The sequence below is a fragment of the Micromonospora sp. WMMD734 genome (genome assembly GCF_049178975.1).
Taxonomy (GTDB): Bacteria; Actinomycetota; Actinomycetes; order Mycobacteriales; family Micromonosporaceae; genus Micromonospora; species Micromonospora wenchangensis.
Window position 1 is genome coordinate 7,160,005 of the sequence record NZ_JBMHMK010000001.1, and the last position, 18,372, is coordinate 7,178,376.

Consider the following 18,372-nt stretch of genomic DNA (forward strand, 5'->3'; position numbering starts at 1 on the left):
GGTCCTCCGATCAGACCGCAGCGCGGTCGGTGATGGTTTCGAGCGCCCGGACAACGGTCCGGACGGTGCGGTCGGTGGTCTGCGCCAGCTCGGCGATCCGGGCCCGCGGGGCGTCCGGCTCAGCCTCCAGGGCGGCGATGACCCGGGCGGTCAGGGCGGAAGAGACGCCCGGCACGGCCGGCACTTCTTCCGCGTCCAGGACCGGAAGAGCGGCCGGCGTGGCAGCCAGTTCCTTCCGGGCTCCCGAGCCGGAAGAGCCGACCGTCTTCCGTCCGCTCTTCCGGGTTACCTTCCGCCCGCCGTCTTCCGCCGTCTTCCGGGCGAGCCGGTCGTGCGCCTGCCGCACCCGGGCCAACTCGTCGGCGACCGACTCGCGGGCCATCTCGACGGCGGCGGCGTGCTGCTCGGCGGCGGCGCGACCAGCGGCGGCACGATCGGCGGCGGCCCGAGCCTCGTCGAGCTGGCCAGCGACCCGGGCTGCCTCTTCCGAGGCTTCGGCGGCCTGGGTTCGGGCGTCCCGCGCGGACGCCTTGACCTCTTCCGCTTGGGCGTGCAGGCGGGCGATTTCCGCCGCGCTCTTCCGGTTGTCTTCCGCCCGCTCTTCCGCCTCCCGGGTGGCTTCGGCTTCCGCCACTTCCCGGCCGGTGCGCTCGGCGTCGGCGCGTTCTTCCGCCTGCCGCCGTGCGGTCTCTTCCGCCTGCCGGGCGGCGGTCTCGTCGGCCGTCTTCCGGTTGGCGTCGGCGAGTTGCGCGCGGAGCCGGGTGACCTCTTCCGCCTGCCGGGCGGCGGTCTCGTCCGCCTCGCGCTCGGCGGCGGTCTTCCCGGTGAGCATCTTCACCCGGACGACGACGATCGGGGCGACGCAGGCGACCGCCATGACGAGACCCCACGGCACCTGCTCGCCGGTGGTGATGAACACCGGGACGAGGTGGACGGCCACCTGCGAGAAGAGCATCAGGGCCAAGGCGACGAACATGTCGACCTTGCGTCGCTTGTGAAACGCGGTGACCACGTAGACGTCGAGCATCACCGGGTAGAGCCAGGCGATTCCCTTGGCGAAGTGCGCCAGGACGGCGAGGTCGTACTCGCTCTTGGCAGTGAGGGCGACGGCGGTGCCGAGGGCGATGCGCTCACCCCAAACACCGGCGTCGGCGCGGAACCAACTGTCTCGGTCGCTCATGCCCGCCAGTATGACACACTAGGCACGTTGGACACATTAGGCACGGTGAGGGGAGCGCACGTGTCGATCACCGCCACACTCGACCCACCCGCTACGATCGGCGCGATGCCCAGGACGGTGGAAGATCTGGAGAGAGCGGCTCAGGCTGGCGAGTGGCTACGTCCCGCCGACGTCGCTCTACTGCTCAACGTCTCCAAGAGCACCGTCGTCCGGATGCTCAACGCGGACCCACCCGAGATCCGGTTCCGCCGCAAGGCCGGGACCGGCCGGCACCGCGAGTGCCACCCCGAGGACGTGCTGAGCAAGCTGACGGATCGCCGACAGGTCCACGGCGACACCTGACCCCCTGACGCAGAGCAGCCCCCGACCGTGCTGGTCGGGGGCCGTCGTGTGTCCGGGTCACAGCCGGGCCGGCTCCAGCCCGTAGCGGGTGGCGTAGCGGGCCGCCCACTCCACCCGGCCAACCCGGCGGGGCTGGTGCAACAGGTCGTGGGCGAGCAGTTCGGCGAACGCCTGGGCCCTCGGCCAGCACCGGCGCGGCGTGCGGCACACCGGGCACAGGCCGTTCCGCTGCCGGTGCTCGTCCAGCACCTGCCACCACCCGGCAACCTGCTCGTCCGTCGGGTCTGTGCCGCTCACCGGAACACCCCGGCGATGCCGGCCACCGTGAGGGCCAGGACGACTGCGGCGATGACCCACCCGGGCCAGCGCGCCGGGGCCGGCCGGGGCGGCTGAGGGACGCGGTCGCCGTCCGGGGTGGGCGGCCGGCCGTGCGCGACCGGGTACGCCCGGGGGCAGGGGTTGTCGCTGGGGCGCTCGCGCATCGGTGCCTCCGGCCGGTGGTGCGGCGAGGTGTGCCGGGCGGGGCGGCACGGGGTCCAGCCCGGCCCGGCCGGGGCTGCCGCTTTGCCGACGAGCAGCCCCGATGGAGGGAACTTAGCTTGCTGAGTAAGCCAAGGCAACACAGTCGACACGGCGCGTAATCGCGGCTGGCAGCCTGAGGGAGCCGACGAGAGGTGGCTCCATGCACCGCCGCAAACCGCTGTACGAGCGCGTCGTGGATGACGTCACGGCGTCGATCCAGGCCGGGACACTCAAGCCCGGTGACAAACTGCCGTCGATCGCGCAGCTTGTCGAGCAGTACGGGATCTCCCACACGATGATCAAGTTCGCGTTGCGCATCCTGGGTGAACGCGGGTTGATCGAGACACACCAGGGCAAGGGAAGCTACGTGGCACCAGAGCGGTAGCCGCCGCGAACGTTCGAACGTTGCGCCGGCCGGACGTTCGCGCCGCCGCTCCTAGCGTCCGGCCTGTGATCAGCCCGCACACCCGGGTGCCCGTCGCCTACCAGCTCGCCGCTGTGCTGCGCGCCCGCATCCTCGACGGCACGTACCCTCCGGGTGGGCTGCTGCCCAGCGAGACGCGGCTGAGCCAGGAGCACGGGGTGGGCAGGGGCACGGTGCGGCGGGCGGTCGCCGAGCTGCGCGCCGAGGGCCTGGTTGACGCGGCGTCGGGGCGGGGCACGCGGGTGCGGGAGGCGGCCGACCGGGAGATCGTGTCGGTGCCGCGTGGCGCGCTGGTCAGCGCCCGGATGCCGACGCCGGAGGAGCGGGCGGAGCTGGACATCCCGGAGGGGGTGCCGGTGCAGGTGGTCACGCTGGGCGGGCGGGTGCGCGGGGTGCACCCGGCGGATCGGGTGACGCTCAGGCTCAGGTAGCGCTATCTAGCGCCAGGTGGCGTTGTGATCGTCGATCTTGGCCCGTGCAGTGTCGGGAATGCGCCATCTCGCAATCCGTGATGGCGTCCGATCTGCCCGACTCATGGGGGCGCATCGGACATAACCCCCGTATTGTCAGGACAGTTATCTATGGATCGCTACCCGCCATGATCGGGCGATCACGGACCGGAGTGACTTTCGGCGATGGGCACGCTCCCAGCAATCGGCCCATAGACAACTGTCCCGCCAGTGGGCCGATGGTCTCGTACAGTAGTGCGATCCCTACTGAACCTGACCTGCATTGACCGCTATGCGCGGTCCCGGCAACCGGACCCAGGAGGCAAGCCACCATCCGCAGCACGGAGAGGCCGGACCCCGAACCCGACCTCCGATCATCACCGAACCGCCATCCGATCGGAGCTGACATGCACCGCTACCTCGGCGCCGTCGCAGCCCTGCTGCTCGTCGCCATGGCCCTGCACGCGGGCCTCGCCACCAACCCCCACACGCCGGGCCTGATCGTCCTGGCCGTCGCTGACCTGGCGCTCTGGATGGCCGCTCTCCAGCACCGCGCCCGGGTGCAGGGCTACCTCGACGGTGTGCGGGAGACCGTCGATCGTCTCGCTGCCGCCCTGCCGAAAGGGCCATCCCGATAGGGATCTGTCCCCATGATGTCCCCACACGATGCGCAACGGCCCCTCGGAGCCTCTCCGGGGGGCCGTTGTTGCTGGCAAATAAGGTGCGCCCGGCAGGATTCGAACCTGCGGCCTTGGGATTAGAAGTCCCCTGCTCTATCCGCTGAGCTACGGGCGCGCGGCGTACGTGTCGCGCCAAGAGGGTACCGCCGACCCCCCGCCGCACGGCGGAACGGGTCGCATCCGGACACGCGTGATCAGCGTCCCACGGCACCCCCGATCCGGGCACCCCTCTTCCGCCCGGCGCGGCGGGCCGTACCCTCGGGTCCGTGCTGCTGGAACCCGACGCCGAAGACGAGGTCGCCTACGAGCTGTGCCAGCTCCTGGGTCGGGCCATCCTGCCGGTCGACACGGCCGGCGACCCGGGCACCGCCTTCTTCCTCAGCCATCCGGCCGGCGAGTTTCTGCTGACCGCGGACGTGGTCGCCGGGCAGGCGCAGCGGCTCGGCCTGCGGCCCAGCGTCACCGAGCCGGCCGGCGTCGCGGGCGGGTCGCTGCCGCTGGCGGACCTTCCGACCGGCTGGACCCGGGACCCGCAGGTCGGCGTGGCAGCCCTGCCCACCAGGGAACTGCACGGGTACGCCGGCGGGCATGGTTGGCGGTGGCGGGTGCAGCCGGTGCCCGCCGCGGTGGCCGTCACGGCGGACGATCTCGCCGCGTTCGCCGCCGGGCCGGTCACCGCGATCGTGCTGGCCCTCGGCGTCGGCGGCGACGGCAGCCGACCGCTGGAGGTCGCCGTCGAGCGGGCCGTCCGCGACGGCGACCGGCTGCGGATCACCGCCGCGCTGCCCGCCGGCTACGTCGGCGCTCCCGTCTTCGGGGTACGTCCCGACGCCGCCGGGGAGATCGGCCTGCGCTGCCTCGGCGTGCTCCTGCCCGCCGAGGCAGCACCGGCCGTGGAGGTTCAGTCCGTGGACGGACACCCGGTGGCGACCCTCGACCGGGTCCTCGCCGCCCTACCCGGAGGTGGCGAACGTCGAGCCTGACGTGGGGGTGGCGGTGGGGGTGGTCGGGGTCGGGCCGGCACCGAGGAAGGCTTCGGCCCAGCGGCCGACCTCGGTGAAGACCTGCTCACGGACGGCGGGACCGGACAGCACCAGGTCGTGCTTGCCGCCGTCGAAGCGGGCCACCGTCACGTGCCGGCCGAGCCGGGGCGCCCAGCGGACCATGTGCTCCACGTCCAGCACCGCGTCGGCCAGGGCGGCCGAGTCGTGCCAGCGGGTGCCCCGGAAACTCCGGGTCGAGCAGGCCACCAGCACGGGGACGGGAATGTCCAGCCCGGCGCGGAGCTGCCGTTGGGCGGTGCGGATCGCAGCCAGCCAGCCGGCCCGGACGGGGAACCCGGCGAGCGGCTTCCAGGCCAGGTCGTACGTCCACTCACCCCGATGGTCGGCGTGCAGGCTCTCGCCGTACACGGTGCCCAGGCCGAAGGGGAGGATGCGGTGCGGCGCGCGACGGCCCAGCCGGGAGACGGCGGCCGCGAGGGGTCGACGGACCAGCCAGGGGGCGTTGAGGTCGAAGAAGGGGCTGTTCAGGACGAGTCCGTCGACCGCTGCGGCGTCGCGACGGGCGTGTGCCCACAGCGAGATGAGCAGGCCGCCGGTCGAGTGGCCCATGGCGAGCAGGGTGTCGTGGCCGTCCTCGTCCCGGATGATCGTCGCGGCGGCGTCCAGCTCGGGGAAGTAGTCGCTCAGGTCGCGGCAGAAGTTCGGGGTCTGGTGGGGTAGCAGGCTGCGACCGTACTTGCGCAGGTCGAGGGCGTAGAAGTCCCAGCCGCGCTCGGCGTAGAAGTCGGCCAGGTGGGTCTGGAAGAAGTAGTCGACGAAGCCGTGCACATAGAGCACCGCCCGCCCGGTCGGGCGGTCGGCGCGCCGTCGGACCAGCGTCGCGACCACCGGACCCTCGTCGTCGGTGCCCAGGTCGATCGTCTGCCGCTCGTACGGCGGCCCCAGCACGTCCTGTTCCACGACCGCGACGCTACGCCCGCAGGCTACCGGGCGGTAGCCCCCCACGGTGCCGCATCGGGCCGTTCCCCTCCCACATCCGAGGGGAACGGCCCGATGCGTCGGTCAGACGGCTTCGGCGTCGAGCCGGCCGGCGGTGTCGTCGGCGTCGAGATCCGGCGCGGGGACGGGCTGGGCCATCTCCCGGATGTGCTTGTTGTGCCGGGGCTCCTGCTTGGTCTTGGCGTCGTTGAGCTTGCGGCGCAGGTCGTCCCGGGCGTCGTTGAGGGCGGCCCGCAGGTCCTCCTCGCTCGACGTGGTGACGATCTTCTGCCGGCCGGCGATCCAGCACTCCAGGGTGACCTTCTGCCCGCGCGCCTCCCGGTCCTTGACCGACACCTCCAGCTCGGTGGCGTCGGCGTGGAAGGCGGCCAGCCGGGCGTCCAGGGTGCCGAACTGCTCGACGATCCAGTTCCGGTCGCCCTGGGAGAAGCCCGCGCCCATCCGCAGGCACTCGGCCACGGTCGCCGGGTTCGCCACCGCGCTCATCGCCGCACCTCCCGCTCGGTGCGGACGGAGCCGGTCGTACGCAACGGGGTCCGAATCATCAGCGTTGCCTTTCTCGTCGGACGTCGTGCCTGGTGGTGCCTGGGTGATCAACTCTTTACCCAGCCGGGGTCGACCTCACTCCGGGTGACGCCACCTTCCCCGTGTCGTCGTGACCCGAGGGGTGGGATCGGCTCCGCCCTGTGATCCTCGCCCCGGCCGGTCGGGCCACCCCAGGGCCTGATGGCCTAGCACACCGGGACCTTGATCAGGTGATCGTCCACAGGCGTTCCGGTTGTCCACAGGACGGGGTCGGGGGCTCGCCCCACCGTGCCGTACCGGCCAGGCTCGGTCCCGAGTCGACTCGCCACCGCATCCACAGGCCCCTGGGAGGGGACGATGTTCGATACCTACGTCACGATCGTCGGCAACGTGCTGACCGCGCCGCAGTGGCGTCGTACGGCGCAGAGCAACACCCTGGTCGCCAACTTCAAGGTGGCCTCGACCGCCCGCCGCCTCAACCGGGACAGCGGCCGGTGGGTGGACGGCAACAGTCTGCGCGTCCGGGTCAACTGCTGGCGCAAGCTGGCCGAGGGGGTGGCCGCCTCGGTCATGGTCGGTGACCCGGTGGTGGTCGCGGGACGGCTCTACACCCGCGACTGGACCGACGACGCCGGCAACCACCGGGTGCTCTACGAGTTGGAGGCGGTCGCGGTCGGGCACGACCTGTCCCGGGGCCGGTCCCGGTTCCTGCGCAACCGGCCGAGCATGGCCACCAGCACGGTGGAGGACGCGGCGGCGGCCCAGCGGGTGCACGGCGAGCCGACCGAGCCGGTGCCGGCCGACCAGGTCCCCGTCGGGCCGGACGACCGTCCCCTCGACGACGACTTCGACCTGCCCGGCTTCGGGCTCCCGCAGGCCGGCGACGACCTGTCGGCCGGCGGGTACCTGCCGAACGACCTGTCGGCCGGCGGGTACGTGCCGGCGGCCGACCCGTTCGACGACGAACCCGACGACGACCTGTCCCCGCTGCCCGACGACGGGCCGGCGGCACGGTCGGACGGCGGGGACCGGCCGGGCGACGCGGGCGGTCCGGGCGGCGGGAGCCGTACGGAGGACGACGGACCGGGCGGCGAGGGGGCGGCCGGTGCGGAAGGTGCGGTCGTCCCGACCCCGGGCGAGGTGGCGCTCGGTCCGGCGGGCCGGGGCAGGCGGGGCCGGGGTCGGGTCCCGGTGCCGGCCTGAGATCGCTCCACAGCCGCCCGCACCGGGTGTGGGCGCGCTCCGGGACCCGTGCCGGGGAAGGGACACGGTCCCGGTTCGTACGGACGGGGGCGGGGTGGCGACGGCGACGTGGCCACCCCGCCGTACGACTAGGCTGGCCGGCCGGAGGTGGTGACGGGTGGGGCGACGCACAGCGACGGCGGACACGGTCGGGCTGCTGGCCGGGTACGCGCTGGACAGCCTGCTCGGCGATCCTCGGCGCTGGCATCCGGTGGCCGGCTTCGGCCGGGCCGCCGGTGCCCTGGAACGGCGGGTCTACCGCGCCGACCGCCGGGCGGGGGCGCTCTTCACCGCCGTCGCGGTGGGCGGGCCGGTGCTGCTCGGAGCGGCGGTCAGCCGGGCCACCCGGCGGCACCCGGTGGTCCGGGCCCTGGCCGTGGCCGCCGGCACCTGGACGGTGCTCGGCGGGCGGACCCTGCGCCACGAGGCGACCGTGATGGGTTCGGCGCTGCGCGCCGGTGACCTGCCGGCGGCCCGGCACCGGCTCGGGCACCTCTGCGGTCGGGACCCGTCCCGGCTCGACGAGGGCGAGTTGGCCCGCGCCACCGTCGAGTCGGTGGCCGAGAACACCTCCGACGCCGTCGTCGCGCCGCTGCTCTGGGGTGCCCTCGCCGGGCTGCCCGGCCTGCTCGGCTACCGGGCGGCCAACACCCTCGACGCTATGGTCGGGCACCGCTCACCGCGCTACGCCCGGTTCGGCACCCCGGCCGCCCGGCTCGACGACCTGCTCAACCTGGTGCCGGCCCGACTGACCGGGCTGCTCACCGTGGCCGCCGCACCCACCGTGCACGGCGACCGGGGACGGGCCTGGCAGGTCTGGCGTCGGGACCGCAACGACCACCCCAGCCCCAACGCCGGTCAGTGCGAGGCGGCCATGGCCGGTGCGCTGGGCGTCCGGCTCGGCGGCCGGAACGTCTACTTCGGGCGGTCCGAGGTGCGGCCGTTCCTCGGCGACGGCCCACGCCCCGAGGCGCGGCACCTCAAGCGGGCCGCCCGGCTCTCCGGCACGGTCGGCCTGGCCGCGCTCGCGCTGGCCGCGGCCTGGCCGACGACCGGGGGTCGGCTGGTCGCCGCCACCGGTGGCACGCTGTGGGGTGGGGGGCGTCGCCGGTGAGCGGCGGGCTGCTCGTCGCGGGCACCACCTCCGACGCGGGCAAGAGCGTGCTCACCGCCGGCATCTGCCGCTGGCTGCACCGGCAGGGCGTCGCCGTGGCCCCGTTCAAGGCGCAGAACATGTCCAACAACTCCGCCGTGGTGGTCGGCCCGGACGGGCGGGGCGGCGAGATCGGGCGGGCCCAGGCGATGCAGGCCGCCGCCTGCGGGCTCGCGCCCGACCTGCGGTTCAATCCGGTGCTGCTCAAGCCCGGCAGCGACCTGGCCAGTCAGGTGGTGCTGCTCGGCGAGGCCGTCGACACGGTCACCGCCGGCAACTTCCGCACCCTGCGTCCGAAGCTCGCCGAGACGGCGTACGCGGCCCTGGCCGAACTGCGGGCGACGTACGACGTGGTGATCTGCGAGGGGGCGGGCAGCCCCGCCGAGATCAACCTACGGGCCGGCGACTACGTCAACATGGGGCTCGCCCGGCACGCCGGGCTCCCCACGATCGTGGTCGGCGACATCGACCGGGGTGGCGTGTTCGCTTCGATGTTCGGCACGGTGGCCCTGCTCGACCCCGCCGACCAGGCGCTGATCGCCGGCTTCGTGATCAACAAGTTCCGGGGCGACCTCGGGCTGCTCCGCCCCGGGCTCGACATGCTGCACCGGGTCACCGGCCGGCCCACCTACGGGGTGCTGCCCTGGCACCTCGACCTGTGGCTCGACGCCGAGGACTCGCTCGCCTACGGCCGGGTGCTCGGCCGGCCCGCCGCCCCGCACGGCACCGACTGGCTCGACGTCGCCGTGGTCCGGCTGCCCCGGATCAGCAACGCCACCGACGTGGAGGCCCTCGCCACCGAACCGGGCGTCCGGGTCCGGCTCACCGTCGAGCCCGCCGAGCTGGCCGCCGCCGACCTGGTCGTCCTGCCCGGCTCGAAGTCCACCGTCGCCGACCTGGCCTGGCTGCGGGAGACCGGGCTCGCCGAGGCGGTCACCGCGCACGCCGCCGCCGGCCGGCCGCTGCTCGGCATCTGCGGTGGCTTCCAGATGCTGGCCACCGCCATCCACGATCAGGTGGAGAGCCGCCGGGGCAGTGTCCCCGGCCTCGGCCTGCTCCCCATCGAGATCACCTTCGACCCGGTCAAGACCGTCCGCCCCGCCGTCGGCACCGCCGCGCCGGACGTCCCGGTACGCGGCTACGAGATCCACCACGGGTACGTCTCCACCGCCGACGCGGACCTGCCCCCACTGCTGCACCACGCCGACGGGCGGCCCGAGGGCGCGCGGCTCGGCGCGGTGCACGGCACCCACTGGCACGGCGCGTTCGAGTCCGACGGGTTCCGCCGCCGGTTCCTGACCGAGGTGGCCCGGTCGGCCGGTCGGCACGGCTTCACCGTCGCACCGGGCACCAGTTTCGACGCCGCCCGCGAACGCTCCCTCGACCTGCTCGGCGACCTGGTCGAGGAACACCTCGACACCGCCGCGCTGTGCCGGCTCATCGAGACCGGTGCCCCCGCCGACCTGCCGTTCATCCCACCCGGCGCACCACCGACGAGCTGACCACCCCGCCCGCACCGGCCGGAAGCCCGGCCCCGTGCCCGCACCGGCCCCGTGCCCGCACCGGCCCCGAGCCCGCACCGGCTGGGCAGCCGGTCCGGGCCAGGCAGATCGGTCGGGCCGTCGTCGTGCCGGGCCCGGTCGTCAGCCGCGCACGTCGGCGGGCTGGTCCGACAACGGCAGGCCGGCCTCCAGCCACCCCTGCACACCGCCGATCATGTCGGTGGCGTTGCGCAGGCCCAACGCCTGCAGGCCCGCCGCCGCCAGGCTGGAGCTGAAGCCGTGCCGGCAGGCCACCACGATCTCCCGGTCGTAGCCGGTCGCCTCGGGAATGCGCCACCGGCTGGCCGGGTCCAGCCGCCACTCCAGCACCGTCCGGTCGATGACTATCGCGCCGGGTAGTTCCCCCTGCTCCCGGCGCTGTCCCTCGGTACGCGTGTCGACCAGCAGCGCACCCGCCCGTACCGCCTCGACCGTCTGGTGAGGACTCAGCCGGCGCAGCCCGGCCCGGGCCTGTTCCAGCAGGGCGTCCACGCCGGGACTCATCACGTCATTGAGCACGTCCAGATCATGCCCCGGCACCCACGGGCCCCGCCCGACGAACCGCGCTCCCCACGGTGGAACCAGGCTCACGGGGGACACCCACTAGCGTCACCGGTGTGACGGTGGCCCTGGTCGAGGCGTACGCGACGCTGGCCCGGCGGGTGCTCGCCGGGCCGGCGCGGCTGGGGCGTACCCGACTGGTGGCCGTCGACGGGCCCAGCGGCGCGGGCAAGAGCGTCTTCACCGCGCGTCTCGCGGACGCCCTGGCCGGCCTGCCCGACGGCGGGCGGCCACCGGTGGTGCACACCGACGACCTGCTCGACGGCTGGGACGACCAGTTCACCTTCTGGACCCGGCTGGAGGACCGGGTGCTCACCCCGCTGCGGGCCGGGCGACCGGGGTCCTACCGGCGGTACAGCTGGGTGCGTCGGGCGTTCCTGCCCCGCGCGGTGCCGGTGCCTGTCGCGCCGGTGCTGCTGCTGGAGGGGGTGAGCGCGGCGCGGGCGGCGATCCGCCCGGAGCTGACCCTGTCGGTGCAGGTCACCGCGCCGGAGCCGGTGCGGTTGCGGCGCGCGCTGGACCGCGACGGTGCGCACCTGCTGGCGGAACTGCGCCGCTGGCACGCGGGGGAGGCGGCCCACTTCGCGGCCGACCGGACCACCGACGCGGTCGACCTGGTGGTCGACGGCGCACCGACCCTGCCGCACGATGGGGAGCGCTACTACGTCCGCCGCCCGGCACCCACCGGTGCTCCCGGGCCGGCGGCTGCGGCCGGTCGCCGGCCCGGCCCGACCGCGGGTTCCGGCTCGCCGGGTGGCTCGCGGTAAGGCCGGCATACGATGCCGGTCATGACCTCACCGATCATGTCCGAGTCCGAGGTACGGGCCGCCGTCGCGCGGGAACTGCCCGGGGTCCGTGCCGACCTGGAACGTCTCGTCCGCATCCCCGGCATCGCGTTCGAGGGGTTCGACCACTCGCACGTCGAGCGCTCCGCCGAGGCGGTCGCCGAGTTGCTGCGCGGCTGCGGTCTCGACGTGCGGATCGTGCGGTCGGGCGGCCAGCCCGCCGTGATCGGGACGAAGCCCGCCCCGCCCGGCGCACCCACCGTGCTCATGTACGCCCACCACGACGTGCAGCCCGTCGGCGACCTGTCGCTGTGGGAGTCCGAGCCGTTCGAGCCGGTCGAGCGGGACGGCCGCCTCTACGGGCGCGGCGCGGCCGACGACAAGGCCGGCATCATGGCGCACGTCGCCGCCCTGCGCGCCTTCGGCGACCAGCTCCCGGTCGGCGTGGTGCTGTTCATCGAGGGCGAGGAGGAGTACGGCTCCGACTCGCTGGAGCGGCTGCTCACCGAGCACCGCGAGGAGATCGCCTCGGACGTCATCGTGATCGCCGACTCCACCAACTGGGACGTGGGCGTGCCGGCCCTGACCACCTCGCTGCGCGGCGTGGTCAACCTGTTCGTCGAGCTGCGCACCCTGGACCACGCGGTGCACAGCGGCATGTTCGGTGGGGCCGTGCCGGACGCGTTGACCGCGCTGGTCCGCCTGCTGGCGACCCTGCACGACGACGCCGGGGACGTGGCCGTCGACGGCCTGACCGCCGGGGCGGGGGCTGCCGTCGACTATCCGGAGGACCGGTTCCGGGCCGAGGCCGGGCTGGCCGAGGGGGTCGCGCTGATCGGCACCGGCCGGATCACCGACCGGCTCTGGACCCGACCGGCGGTGGCGGTGCTCGGCATCGACGCCCCGGCCACCGGCGAGGCACCCAACGCGCTGGTCCCGGCGGCGAAGGCCAAGCTGAGCGTACGGCTGGCGCCGGGCGACGACCCCAAGCGGGCGTACGACGCGGTGCGTACCCACCTGGAGAAGCACGCGCCGTGGGGGGCCCGGGTGGCGGTGACCCTGGAACACGACGGCGACCCGTGTGTCATCGACGCGTCGGGGCCGATGTTCGACGCGGCCCGCGCCGCCTTCCGGGCCGCCTGGGACGGCACCGAGCCGGTGGACATCGGCGTCGGCGGTTCGATCCCGTTCATCGCCACCTTCCAGGAGATGTTCCCGCAGGCGGCGATCCTGGTGACCGGGGTGGAGGACCCGCACGCGCGGGCGCACGGCCCCAACGAGAGCCTGCACCTCGGCGAGTTCGCCCGGGTCTGCCTGGCGGAGGCGTTGCTGCTGGCGAAGGTGGCCGAGCAGGGTCGGCGGGCCGGTTAGGTCGCGGAACCATAACTTCGGGGTCGATGTCGCAGTTCGCGGCGTGTCGGACGGCAGTCTGGTATAGCCTTTCGAACATGCGTACGAACGACGTGATGACGCGGCTGGAAGCCGCCGTGAGCGCTCTGGGGGACGTCGACGTCTCCGCGTGGCCCGAGGACACGCTCAAGGAACAGCTCGGCGAGCTCTCGGCGGTGTTGGTCGCCCTGGACGGCGTGCTGTCCCGGGTCGCCGACGGCGTCCGCGCCCGGGGTCTGCGCATCGAGGAACCCGTCTCGGTCTGAGCCGTGGTCCGGGTGCCCACACCCGACGCCACTGGGGAGGACGGCCGGATCGGGACGGCCCGGGTACGGCAATACCCGGGCGATGTCGGGGGTGGCTGGCAGGATGAGGTGCGTGCGGTTCCTCGACCTGGCAGCCACCTCCGCGGCCGTCGCGGCCACCACCGGCCGGCGGGCCAAGGTGGAGTTGCTGGCCGACGCGTTGCGGGCGCTCGATCCGTCCGAGGTGTCGGTCGGCTCCGGCTACCTCGCCGGTGAGCTGCGCCAACGGCAAACCGGCGTGGGCTGGGCCAGCCTGCGTGACCTGCCGCCGCCGGCCGCCGAGCCGACCCTGACCGTGACCGCCGTCGACGCGGCGATCGACGAGATCGCCGCCGTGCACGGTCCGGGTTCCCAGGCCCGCCGCCGGCACCTGCTCGGCACCCTCTTCGGGGCCGCCACCGCTGACGAGCAGCGGCTGCTGGTCGACCTGTTCCGGGGCGAACTGCGCCAGGGCGCCCAGGCGGGCCTGCTCGCCGACGCCGTCGCCAAGGCCGCCGAGGTCCCGGTGACGGCGGTCCGCCGCGCCCTGCTGCTCGCCGGTGACCTGCGGGCCGTCGCGCTGGCCGCCCGCACCGGCGGGGCCGCCGCGCTGGCCGGGTTCGGGCTCCGGGTGGGCCGCCCGCTCGCGCCGATGCTGGCCCAGAGCGCACCCTCGGTCGACGCCGCGCTCCAGGCCACCGGGGTCCCGGCCGTGGTCGACGTCAAACTCGACGGCATCCGCATCCAGGTGCACCGCTCCGGCGACGACGTCGCGGTCTTCACCCGCAGCCTCGACGAGATCACCACCCGGCTGCCCGGGGTGGTCGACGCCGTACGCGCCCTGCCGGTCCGGGACGTCGTGCTCGACGGCGAGGCGATCGGGTTGGACACCGCCGGGCGTCCACTGCCGTTCCCGCAGACCTCCAGCCGGGCGGCCCGCCGGGCCACCGCCGCCGCGACCGGGGTCACCTCCGCCAGCGGTGCGGCCGACGTGGCCCCGCTGGCCGAGGCGACCGCGCTCACCCCGTACTTTTTCGACCTGCTGCACCTCGACGGCGACGACCTGATCGACCTGCCGGGCCGGCAGCGGTGGGCCCGGCTCGCCGACGTCGTCGACGGGTCGTTGCTGGTCGGCCGGTCCGAGGTGGACGACCCCGAGCAGGCCGGTGCGGTGTTCGCCGCCGCGCTCGACGCCGGTCAGGAGGGGGTGGTGGTCAAGTCGCCGGACGCGCCCTACGACGCCGGTCGACGGGGCACCGCCTGGGTCAAGGTCAAGCCCCGGCACACCCTCGACCTGGTCGTACTGGCCGTCGAGTGGGGCAGCGGCCGGCGGCAGGGCTGGCTGTCCAACCTCCATCTCGGCGCCCGGGACCCGCGCACCGGCGAGTTCGTCATGCTCGGCAAGACCTTCAAGGGCCTCACCGACGACCTGCTGCGCTGGCAGACGGAACGCTTCCTCGGGCTGGCCGTGGAGCGTGGCGACTGGGTGGTGCGGGTCCGCCCCGAGCAGGTGGTCGAGATCGCCTTCGACGGGGTGCTCGCCAGCACCCGCTACCCGGGCGGGGTGGCCCTCCGGTTCGCCCGGGTGCTGCGCTACCGCGACGACAAGTCGGCCGCCGAGGCGGACACCATCGACACGGTCCGGGCGCTGCACGCCGGGCGTCCCACCGGCTGAGCCGCGCCGGTGGGACGGTCGGTCAGAGCGCGGACAGCGAACGGGCGTAGTTGACCTGGTTGTTGATCTGCTGCACCTGTCCCTGGTCGAGGACCGGGATACGGGCCACGTACTGGTGGCCGCCGCTGGTCACCGTCACTTGCACCGTGCCGTGGTAACGGGTCTCCTTGATCAGCAGAAAGAGCAGGCTGAAGATGGTGAGGCAGAAGAAGCCGAGGATGGCGCAGACCATCGCCCAACTGGCGATCTTCTCCTCCCGCTGCCAGTGGTCGGTCACGTACCAGGTGGCACCGGCCAGGGGCATCATCCCGGACGGGGTACGGATCACCGGCGGACTCACCATGATCTCGCCGATCTGCACCGCCGCCGGCTGCTGAAAAGCCGCCGCCCCCGGCAGCTGCGGGGTGAACTGCGGCGGGTACGGCCCCGGCTGGCCCACCGGCGCGGCGTACGGGTCGACCCCGGCCGGTGCCGGGAACTGGGCCGGTGGTGCGGAGAACTGGGCGGGTGGTGCGGAGTAGGGATCGGCCGTCGACGAGGTGGCGGGGTTCACCGGTGCCGCCAGGGGAGGCGCAGTCGGGAACGGGGCCGTGGACGGTGTCTGTTGTGCCGGGGGCGCGGGGAAGGCCGCCGGGGGCGGGGGCGCGTCCGGCGACAACGCCCACGGGTCGGAGGCGGGGCTCGTCTGCGTGGGCGGATCGGACGGATACGACGGGGCGGGGTCGGAGGTCACCGCGACACCTCACGCGCGTTGGACATCCTGCGGACCATACAGCGTCCGGTTTCGCCCCGCGTCCCCGCGTGGTTCGGACCTGGGCCCGACGGCCCGCCGAGGGCCCGGTGCAACCAATCGCCTGCCGGTCGCCCCGGCCGGGTGGGTGCCTGTCGTGCGTCCTTTCGAGGTGATGACGAGAACGAGTCGCAGGCTACCGGGAGTGGTGGACCGAGTCGCGCGGCCCCGGCACTCGACCGGTTGATGTCGTGACGTCATCAGCTCGAAAGGACGCGCACCCATGGTGGGACGCCGCCTGGCTGGCACCGGGCCGGCCGGCGGTGGGCCGTGGGGGGCGGCGCGGGCCGGCGGTGGTGGGCAGTGGCGCGGGTCGGCCGGCACCCGCACCGACTGTCCGGCAGGAACCGCCCGGGTCCGCAGGCTCGCCCGGGTCCGCAGGCCCGGCGGGTCAGGCGGAGGTGGCCGGTTCGGCGGCGCGGTCGACGGGGGGCTTCGGGGCGTCCAGGCCGGCGGCGCGTCGGGCCTCCCGCCGGGCCACCCAGCCGTAGCCGAAGAGCGTCATCGCGGCGAACAACCACCACTGGACGACGTAGCCGAAGTTCTGCCAGTTGTTCGTGTGCCCGATCGGTACCGCCCGGAACGCCGGGTCGTTCGCCGGGGTCTGCTCGTCGAGCAGCAGGTACGCCCCGTGCAGCGGGTACGGCAGTTCCCGGGCCAGCTTGTCCACGGTCACCCGACGGGTCTCCAACCGGCCGTCGCGCCGGTCCACGCCGTTGCCACCGGTCTCGGTGGGGTGCACCCGGCCGACGACGGTCACCTGACCGGTCGGCAGCGCCGGCACCTCGGGCATGGCCAGCGCGCCGCCGGGCGCCGGGGGGACCCAGCCCCGGTCGACCAGCACGGCCGTGCCGTCGTCGAGCACCAGTGGGACGAGCACCTCGAAGCCGACCCGGCTCTCCACCGTCCGGCCCCGGACCAGGATGATGTTCGTGGCGTCGTACCGGCCGGTGGCGGTGACCCTGCTCCACTCGGCCTGCGCGGCGGGGGCCGCGCCGACGGTGCCCGCGCCGCCGGTGGGGGCCGGCAGCGTCGACCGCAGCGGCGCGGGGGTGCCGGCGGTGCCGGCGTCGATCCGCTCGTTGACGGCGGTGCGTTCCCGGTAACGGTCCAGCTGCCAGTTGCCGAGCAGCACCATGACGGCGGCGGCGACCAGGGTCAGCGCGAGGATGCCCAGCCAGCGTGGGGTCAGCAGGAACCGGTACACAGCACGAGGCTACCCGTATGACCGACGCCACCCTGCGCGACGGCCCGGCACCGGCCCGTACGGCGTCGGATCGGCGGTCTCCACCTGTCGCCGGGGGCGGGTATGGTCACGCCTGCGGATCGCCGCCGGTGTTCCTCCCGGCCGTCCGCGAGCCACCGCCCGTCGCCACCGAGGAGTCGATGATGACCGCCGTGCCGCGCCTCGTGTTCAGCGCGCCGTCCTCCGGTCACGGCACCAACGCGTTGTCCGTCGGTCTGCTCGCCGCTCTCGCCGACCGGGGGCTCGACGTCGCCGGTTTCAAGGTCGGCCCGGACCACGTCGACGCCGCCTACCTCGGCCTGGCCGCCGGCCGTCCCGGCCGTACCCTCGACCCCCGGCTGATCGGCGGCGACCGGCTCGGGCCGCTCTTCGCCTACGGCGCGCAGGGCGCCGCGTTGGCCCTGGTCCAGGGCACCATGGGGTTGTACGACTCGGTCGCGGGCCGGCCCGAGGCGGAGTCCACGGCCGCCGTGGCGACCGCGCTGCGTAGCCCCGTCGTGCTGGTCATCGACGTGGCGGCGATGGGCCAGTCGGTGGCGGCCCTGGTGCACGGCTTCCGCTCGTACGACGAGCAGCTCTGGTTGGGCGGGGTGATCCTCACCCAGGTCGCCTCCGGCCGGCACGAGGCGATGCTCCGGGAGGCACTCGACGACGTCGGGATGCCGGTCTACGGCGCGCTGCGCCGGCACGAACTGCCCCCGGTGCTGCCCGCCCGTCGGCACGGCGTGGTGCCGGTCCTCGGCCGCGACGCCGAGGCGTTGCGCGCGGTGCGCCGGCTCGGCGAGGCGGTCGCCGGGACGGTCGACCTGGAACGCCTGCTCGGGTTGGCCCGCTCCGCCCCGACACTGTCCGTCTCGCCCTGGTCGCCGGCGTCCGCCGCTGCGGTGGGAGACGTGCCGGTGGGAGACGTGTCGGTGGGGGACGCGCCGGTGGTGGCGCTCGCCGGCGGACCCGGCGGCAGCTACAGCCACCCGGAGACCGCCGAGCTGCTGCGGGCCGCCGGGGCCCAGGTGGTCACCGTCGACCCGCTGCGCGACGAGACGTTGCCCGCCGGCACCCGCGCGCTGGTCGTCGGGGGCGCGCTGCCCGAGTCGTACGCGCGGGACCTGTCGGCCAACCGGCGGCTGTGCATCGCGGTGGCCGAACTGGCCCGCACCGGCCGTCCGGTGATCGCCGAGGGTGCCGGCCTGCTGTGGCTGGCCCGGGAGCTGGACGGGCTGCCGATGTGCGGGGTGCTGGACGCGATCGGTGCGAGCCGGGACGGCCTGGTGGTCGGTTACCGGGAGGCGACCGCCCTGTCCGACAGCGCGGTCGCCCGTACCGGTGCCACGGTGGTGGGCTACAAGCAGCACGGCGCGGTGCTCACCCCCCGGTCCGGCCAGCGGGCCGCCTGGAGTTGGGAGGGCGGCACGCCGGAGGGCTTCGTCTGGCGCGGTGTGCACGCCTCCCAGTTGGGTCTGCACTGGGCGGCGTACCCCGAGATCGCGGCCCGGTTGGTGACGGCGGCGACGACGCCCTCGCCGGTCGAGGGGGTCGCCGCGCCGGCCTGACCCGCCCGGCAGCCACGGCCCGGCACCCGCC

General features: G+C 74.2%; 21 protein-coding genes and 1 tRNA gene. 13 read left to right on the forward strand and 9 right to left on the reverse strand.

Features of this window, described 5'->3' with window-relative positions:
• Positions 1–10 precede the first annotated feature (10 nt).
• The gene (locus tag ACN267_RS31505; RefSeq protein WP_421490309.1) at positions 11–1,180 is read right to left on the reverse strand and encodes a hypothetical protein; all 1,170 of its coding nucleotides are present in this window, start codon (positions 1,178–1,180) and stop codon (positions 11–13) included.
• A gap of 105 nt (positions 1,181–1,285) precedes the next feature.
• Here ACN267_RS31505 and ACN267_RS31510 point away from each other — a divergent pair, with 105 nt between their 5' ends.
• Positions 1,286–1,522, forward strand: coding sequence for a hypothetical protein (locus ACN267_RS31510; protein WP_281901950.1), 237 nt, complete (start codon positions 1,286–1,288; stop codon positions 1,520–1,522).
• A gap of 57 nt (positions 1,523–1,579) precedes the next feature.
• Here the strand turns inward: ACN267_RS31510 and ACN267_RS31515 are convergent, their stop codons facing one another.
• Together ACN267_RS31515 and ACN267_RS31520 are read right to left on the reverse strand one after the other, a co-directional pair.
• Positions 1,580–1,819, reverse strand: a complete 240-nt coding sequence (locus ACN267_RS31515) for a hypothetical protein (RefSeq protein ID WP_421490310.1) — start codon at positions 1,817–1,819, stop codon at positions 1,580–1,582.
• A complete protein-coding gene (locus ACN267_RS31520; protein ID WP_421490311.1) occupies positions 1,816–2,004 on the reverse strand; it encodes a hypothetical protein in 189 nt (62 codons plus the stop codon). The genes ACN267_RS31515 and ACN267_RS31520 overlap by 4 nt, the downstream gene beginning before the upstream one ends.
• Positions 2,005–2,204: 200 nt before the next feature.
• On the opposite strand from ACN267_RS31520, the gene ACN267_RS31525 reads away from it, so the two are divergent.
• The 3 genes from ACN267_RS31525 to ACN267_RS31535 all read left to right on the forward strand — a co-directional run bounded on the left by ACN267_RS31525 (position 2,205) and on the right by ACN267_RS31535 (position 3,555).
• Complete coding sequence (locus ACN267_RS31525) at positions 2,205–2,429, forward strand: winged helix-turn-helix domain-containing protein (protein WP_421490312.1); 225 nt, start codon at positions 2,205–2,207, stop codon at positions 2,427–2,429.
• A gap of 65 nt (positions 2,430–2,494) precedes the next feature.
• Positions 2,495–2,899, forward strand: coding sequence for a GntR family transcriptional regulator (locus tag ACN267_RS31530; RefSeq protein ID WP_421490313.1), 405 nt, complete (start codon positions 2,495–2,497; stop codon positions 2,897–2,899).
• 425 nt (positions 2,900–3,324) lie between these two features.
• Positions 3,325–3,555 (forward strand): hypothetical protein, encoded by a 231-nt coding sequence (locus ACN267_RS31535; RefSeq protein WP_421490314.1) that lies wholly within the window; start codon positions 3,325–3,327, stop codon positions 3,553–3,555.
• 84 nt (positions 3,556–3,639) lie between these two features.
• Here ACN267_RS31535 and ACN267_RS31540 read toward each other — a convergent pair.
• Positions 3,640–3,712, reverse strand: a tRNA-Arg gene (locus ACN267_RS31540).
• Positions 3,713–3,863: 151 nt separating this feature from the next.
• Between ACN267_RS31540 and ACN267_RS31545 the strand changes: the two genes are divergently transcribed.
• Positions 3,864–4,580, forward strand: a complete 717-nt coding sequence (locus ACN267_RS31545) for a hypothetical protein (RefSeq protein WP_421490315.1) — start codon at positions 3,864–3,866, stop codon at positions 4,578–4,580.
• Here the strand turns inward: ACN267_RS31545 and ACN267_RS31550 are convergent.
• Together ACN267_RS31550 and ACN267_RS31555 are read right to left on the reverse strand one after the other, a co-directional pair.
• Entirely contained in the window at positions 4,551–5,561 is a 1,011-nt protein-coding gene (locus tag ACN267_RS31550) for an alpha/beta hydrolase (protein ID WP_281894858.1), read from the reverse strand. The genes ACN267_RS31545 and ACN267_RS31550 overlap by 30 nt on opposite strands.
• A gap of 102 nt (positions 5,562–5,663) precedes the next feature.
• Positions 5,664–6,086: an HPF/RaiA family ribosome-associated protein gene (locus ACN267_RS31555; protein WP_204958093.1), complete on the reverse strand. Its 423-nt coding sequence runs from the start codon at positions 6,084–6,086 to the stop codon at positions 5,664–5,666.
• Positions 6,087–6,482: 396 nt separating this feature from the next.
• Between ACN267_RS31555 and ACN267_RS31560 the strand changes: the two genes are divergently transcribed.
• The 3 genes from ACN267_RS31560 (at position 6,483) to ACN267_RS31570 (ending at position 10,022) form a co-directional block, all read left to right on the forward strand.
• Positions 6,483–7,328, forward strand: coding sequence for a single-stranded DNA-binding protein (locus tag ACN267_RS31560; RefSeq protein WP_204958094.1), 846 nt, complete (start codon positions 6,483–6,485; stop codon positions 7,326–7,328).
• Positions 7,329–7,485: 157 nt separating this feature from the next.
• Positions 7,486–8,481 (forward strand): cobalamin biosynthesis protein, encoded by a 996-nt coding sequence (locus ACN267_RS31565; RefSeq protein ID WP_421490316.1) that lies wholly within the window; start codon positions 7,486–7,488, stop codon positions 8,479–8,481.
• On the forward strand, positions 8,478–10,022 hold the full coding sequence (locus ACN267_RS31570) for a cobyric acid synthase (RefSeq protein ID WP_421490317.1): 1,545 nt from the start codon (positions 8,478–8,480) through the stop codon (positions 10,020–10,022). Before ACN267_RS31565 ends, ACN267_RS31570 begins: the two co-directional genes overlap by 4 nt.
• Before the next feature lie 141 nt (positions 10,023–10,163).
• Here the strand turns inward: ACN267_RS31570 and ACN267_RS31575 are convergent, their stop codons facing one another.
• Positions 10,164–10,565 carry a rhodanese-like domain-containing protein gene (locus tag ACN267_RS31575; protein WP_204958228.1) on the reverse strand — a complete coding sequence of 134 codons (402 nt, stop codon included), beginning with the start codon at positions 10,563–10,565 and terminating at the stop codon, positions 10,164–10,166.
• A 113-nt stretch (positions 10,566–10,678) separates the two neighbouring features.
• Between ACN267_RS31575 and ACN267_RS31580 the strand changes: the two genes are divergently transcribed.
• The 4 genes from ACN267_RS31580 (at position 10,679) to ACN267_RS31595 (ending at position 14,755) form a co-directional block, all read left to right on the forward strand.
• Positions 10,679–11,389 carry a uridine kinase family protein gene (locus tag ACN267_RS31580; protein ID WP_421490318.1) on the forward strand — a complete coding sequence of 237 codons (711 nt, stop codon included), beginning with the start codon at positions 10,679–10,681 and terminating at the stop codon, positions 11,387–11,389.
• 36 nt (positions 11,390–11,425) lie between these two features.
• Positions 11,426–12,778: a dipeptidase gene (locus ACN267_RS31585; RefSeq protein ID WP_204958227.1), complete on the forward strand. Its 1,353-nt coding sequence runs from the start codon at positions 11,426–11,428 to the stop codon at positions 12,776–12,778.
• Between the two features lie 77 nt (positions 12,779–12,855).
• On the forward strand, positions 12,856–13,062 hold the full coding sequence (locus ACN267_RS31590; protein WP_088646578.1) for a hypothetical protein: 207 nt from the start codon (positions 12,856–12,858) through the stop codon (positions 13,060–13,062).
• Positions 13,063–13,165: 103 nt separating this feature from the next.
• On the forward strand, positions 13,166–14,755 hold the full coding sequence (locus ACN267_RS31595) for an ATP-dependent DNA ligase (RefSeq protein ID WP_421490319.1): 1,590 nt from the start codon (positions 13,166–13,168) through the stop codon (positions 14,753–14,755).
• A 22-nt stretch (positions 14,756–14,777) separates the two neighbouring features.
• Here the strand turns inward: ACN267_RS31595 and ACN267_RS31600 are convergent, their stop codons facing one another.
• Positions 14,778–15,488, reverse strand: coding sequence for a hypothetical protein (locus tag ACN267_RS31600; RefSeq protein ID WP_421490320.1), 711 nt, complete (start codon positions 15,486–15,488; stop codon positions 14,778–14,780).
• Positions 15,489–15,936: 448 nt separating this feature from the next.
• Positions 15,937–16,752 carry an SURF1 family protein gene (locus tag ACN267_RS31605; RefSeq protein ID WP_421490321.1) on the reverse strand — a complete coding sequence of 272 codons (816 nt, stop codon included), beginning with the start codon at positions 16,750–16,752 and terminating at the stop codon, positions 15,937–15,939.
• Between the two features lie 17 nt (positions 16,753–16,769).
• Here ACN267_RS31605 and ACN267_RS31610 point away from each other — a divergent pair, with 17 nt between their 5' ends.
• Positions 16,770–18,341 carry a cobyrinate a,c-diamide synthase gene (locus ACN267_RS31610; RefSeq protein WP_421490322.1) on the forward strand — a complete coding sequence of 524 codons (1,572 nt, stop codon included), beginning with the start codon at positions 16,770–16,772 and terminating at the stop codon, positions 18,339–18,341.
• Positions 18,342–18,372 lie beyond the last annotated feature (31 nt).

Coding starts and splice junctions, on each gene's coding strand:
- ACN267_RS31525 (WP_421490312.1), top strand. CDS start 2,205: ATGCACCGCCGCAAACCGCTGTACGAGCGCGTCGTGGATGACGTCACG.
- ACN267_RS31610 (WP_421490322.1), top strand. CDS start 16,770: ATGACCGACGCCACCCTGCGCGACGGCCCGGCACCGGCCCGTACGGCG.
- ACN267_RS31595 (WP_421490319.1), top strand. CDS start 13,166: ATGAGGTGCGTGCGGTTCCTCGACCTGGCAGCCACCTCCGCGGCCGTC.
- ACN267_RS31535 (WP_421490314.1), top strand. CDS start 3,325: ATGCACCGCTACCTCGGCGCCGTCGCAGCCCTGCTGCTCGTCGCCATG.
- ACN267_RS31505 (WP_421490309.1), bottom strand. CDS start 1,180: ATGAGCGACCGAGACAGTTGGTTCCGCGCCGACGCCGGTGTTTGGGGT.
- ACN267_RS31575 (WP_204958228.1), bottom strand. CDS start 10,565: ATGAGTCCCGGCGTGGACGCCCTGCTGGAACAGGCCCGGGCCGGGCTG.
- ACN267_RS31510 (WP_281901950.1), top strand. CDS start 1,286: ATGCCCAGGACGGTGGAAGATCTGGAGAGAGCGGCTCAGGCTGGCGAG.
- ACN267_RS31585 (WP_204958227.1), top strand. CDS start 11,426: ATGTCCGAGTCCGAGGTACGGGCCGCCGTCGCGCGGGAACTGCCCGGG.
- ACN267_RS31590 (WP_088646578.1), top strand. CDS start 12,856: ATGCGTACGAACGACGTGATGACGCGGCTGGAAGCCGCCGTGAGCGCT.
- ACN267_RS31555 (WP_204958093.1), bottom strand. CDS start 6,086: ATGAGCGCGGTGGCGAACCCGGCGACCGTGGCCGAGTGCCTGCGGATG.
- ACN267_RS31560 (WP_204958094.1), top strand. CDS start 6,483: ATGTTCGATACCTACGTCACGATCGTCGGCAACGTGCTGACCGCGCCG.
- ACN267_RS31520 (WP_421490311.1), bottom strand. CDS start 2,004: ATGCGCGAGCGCCCCAGCGACAACCCCTGCCCCCGGGCGTACCCGGTC.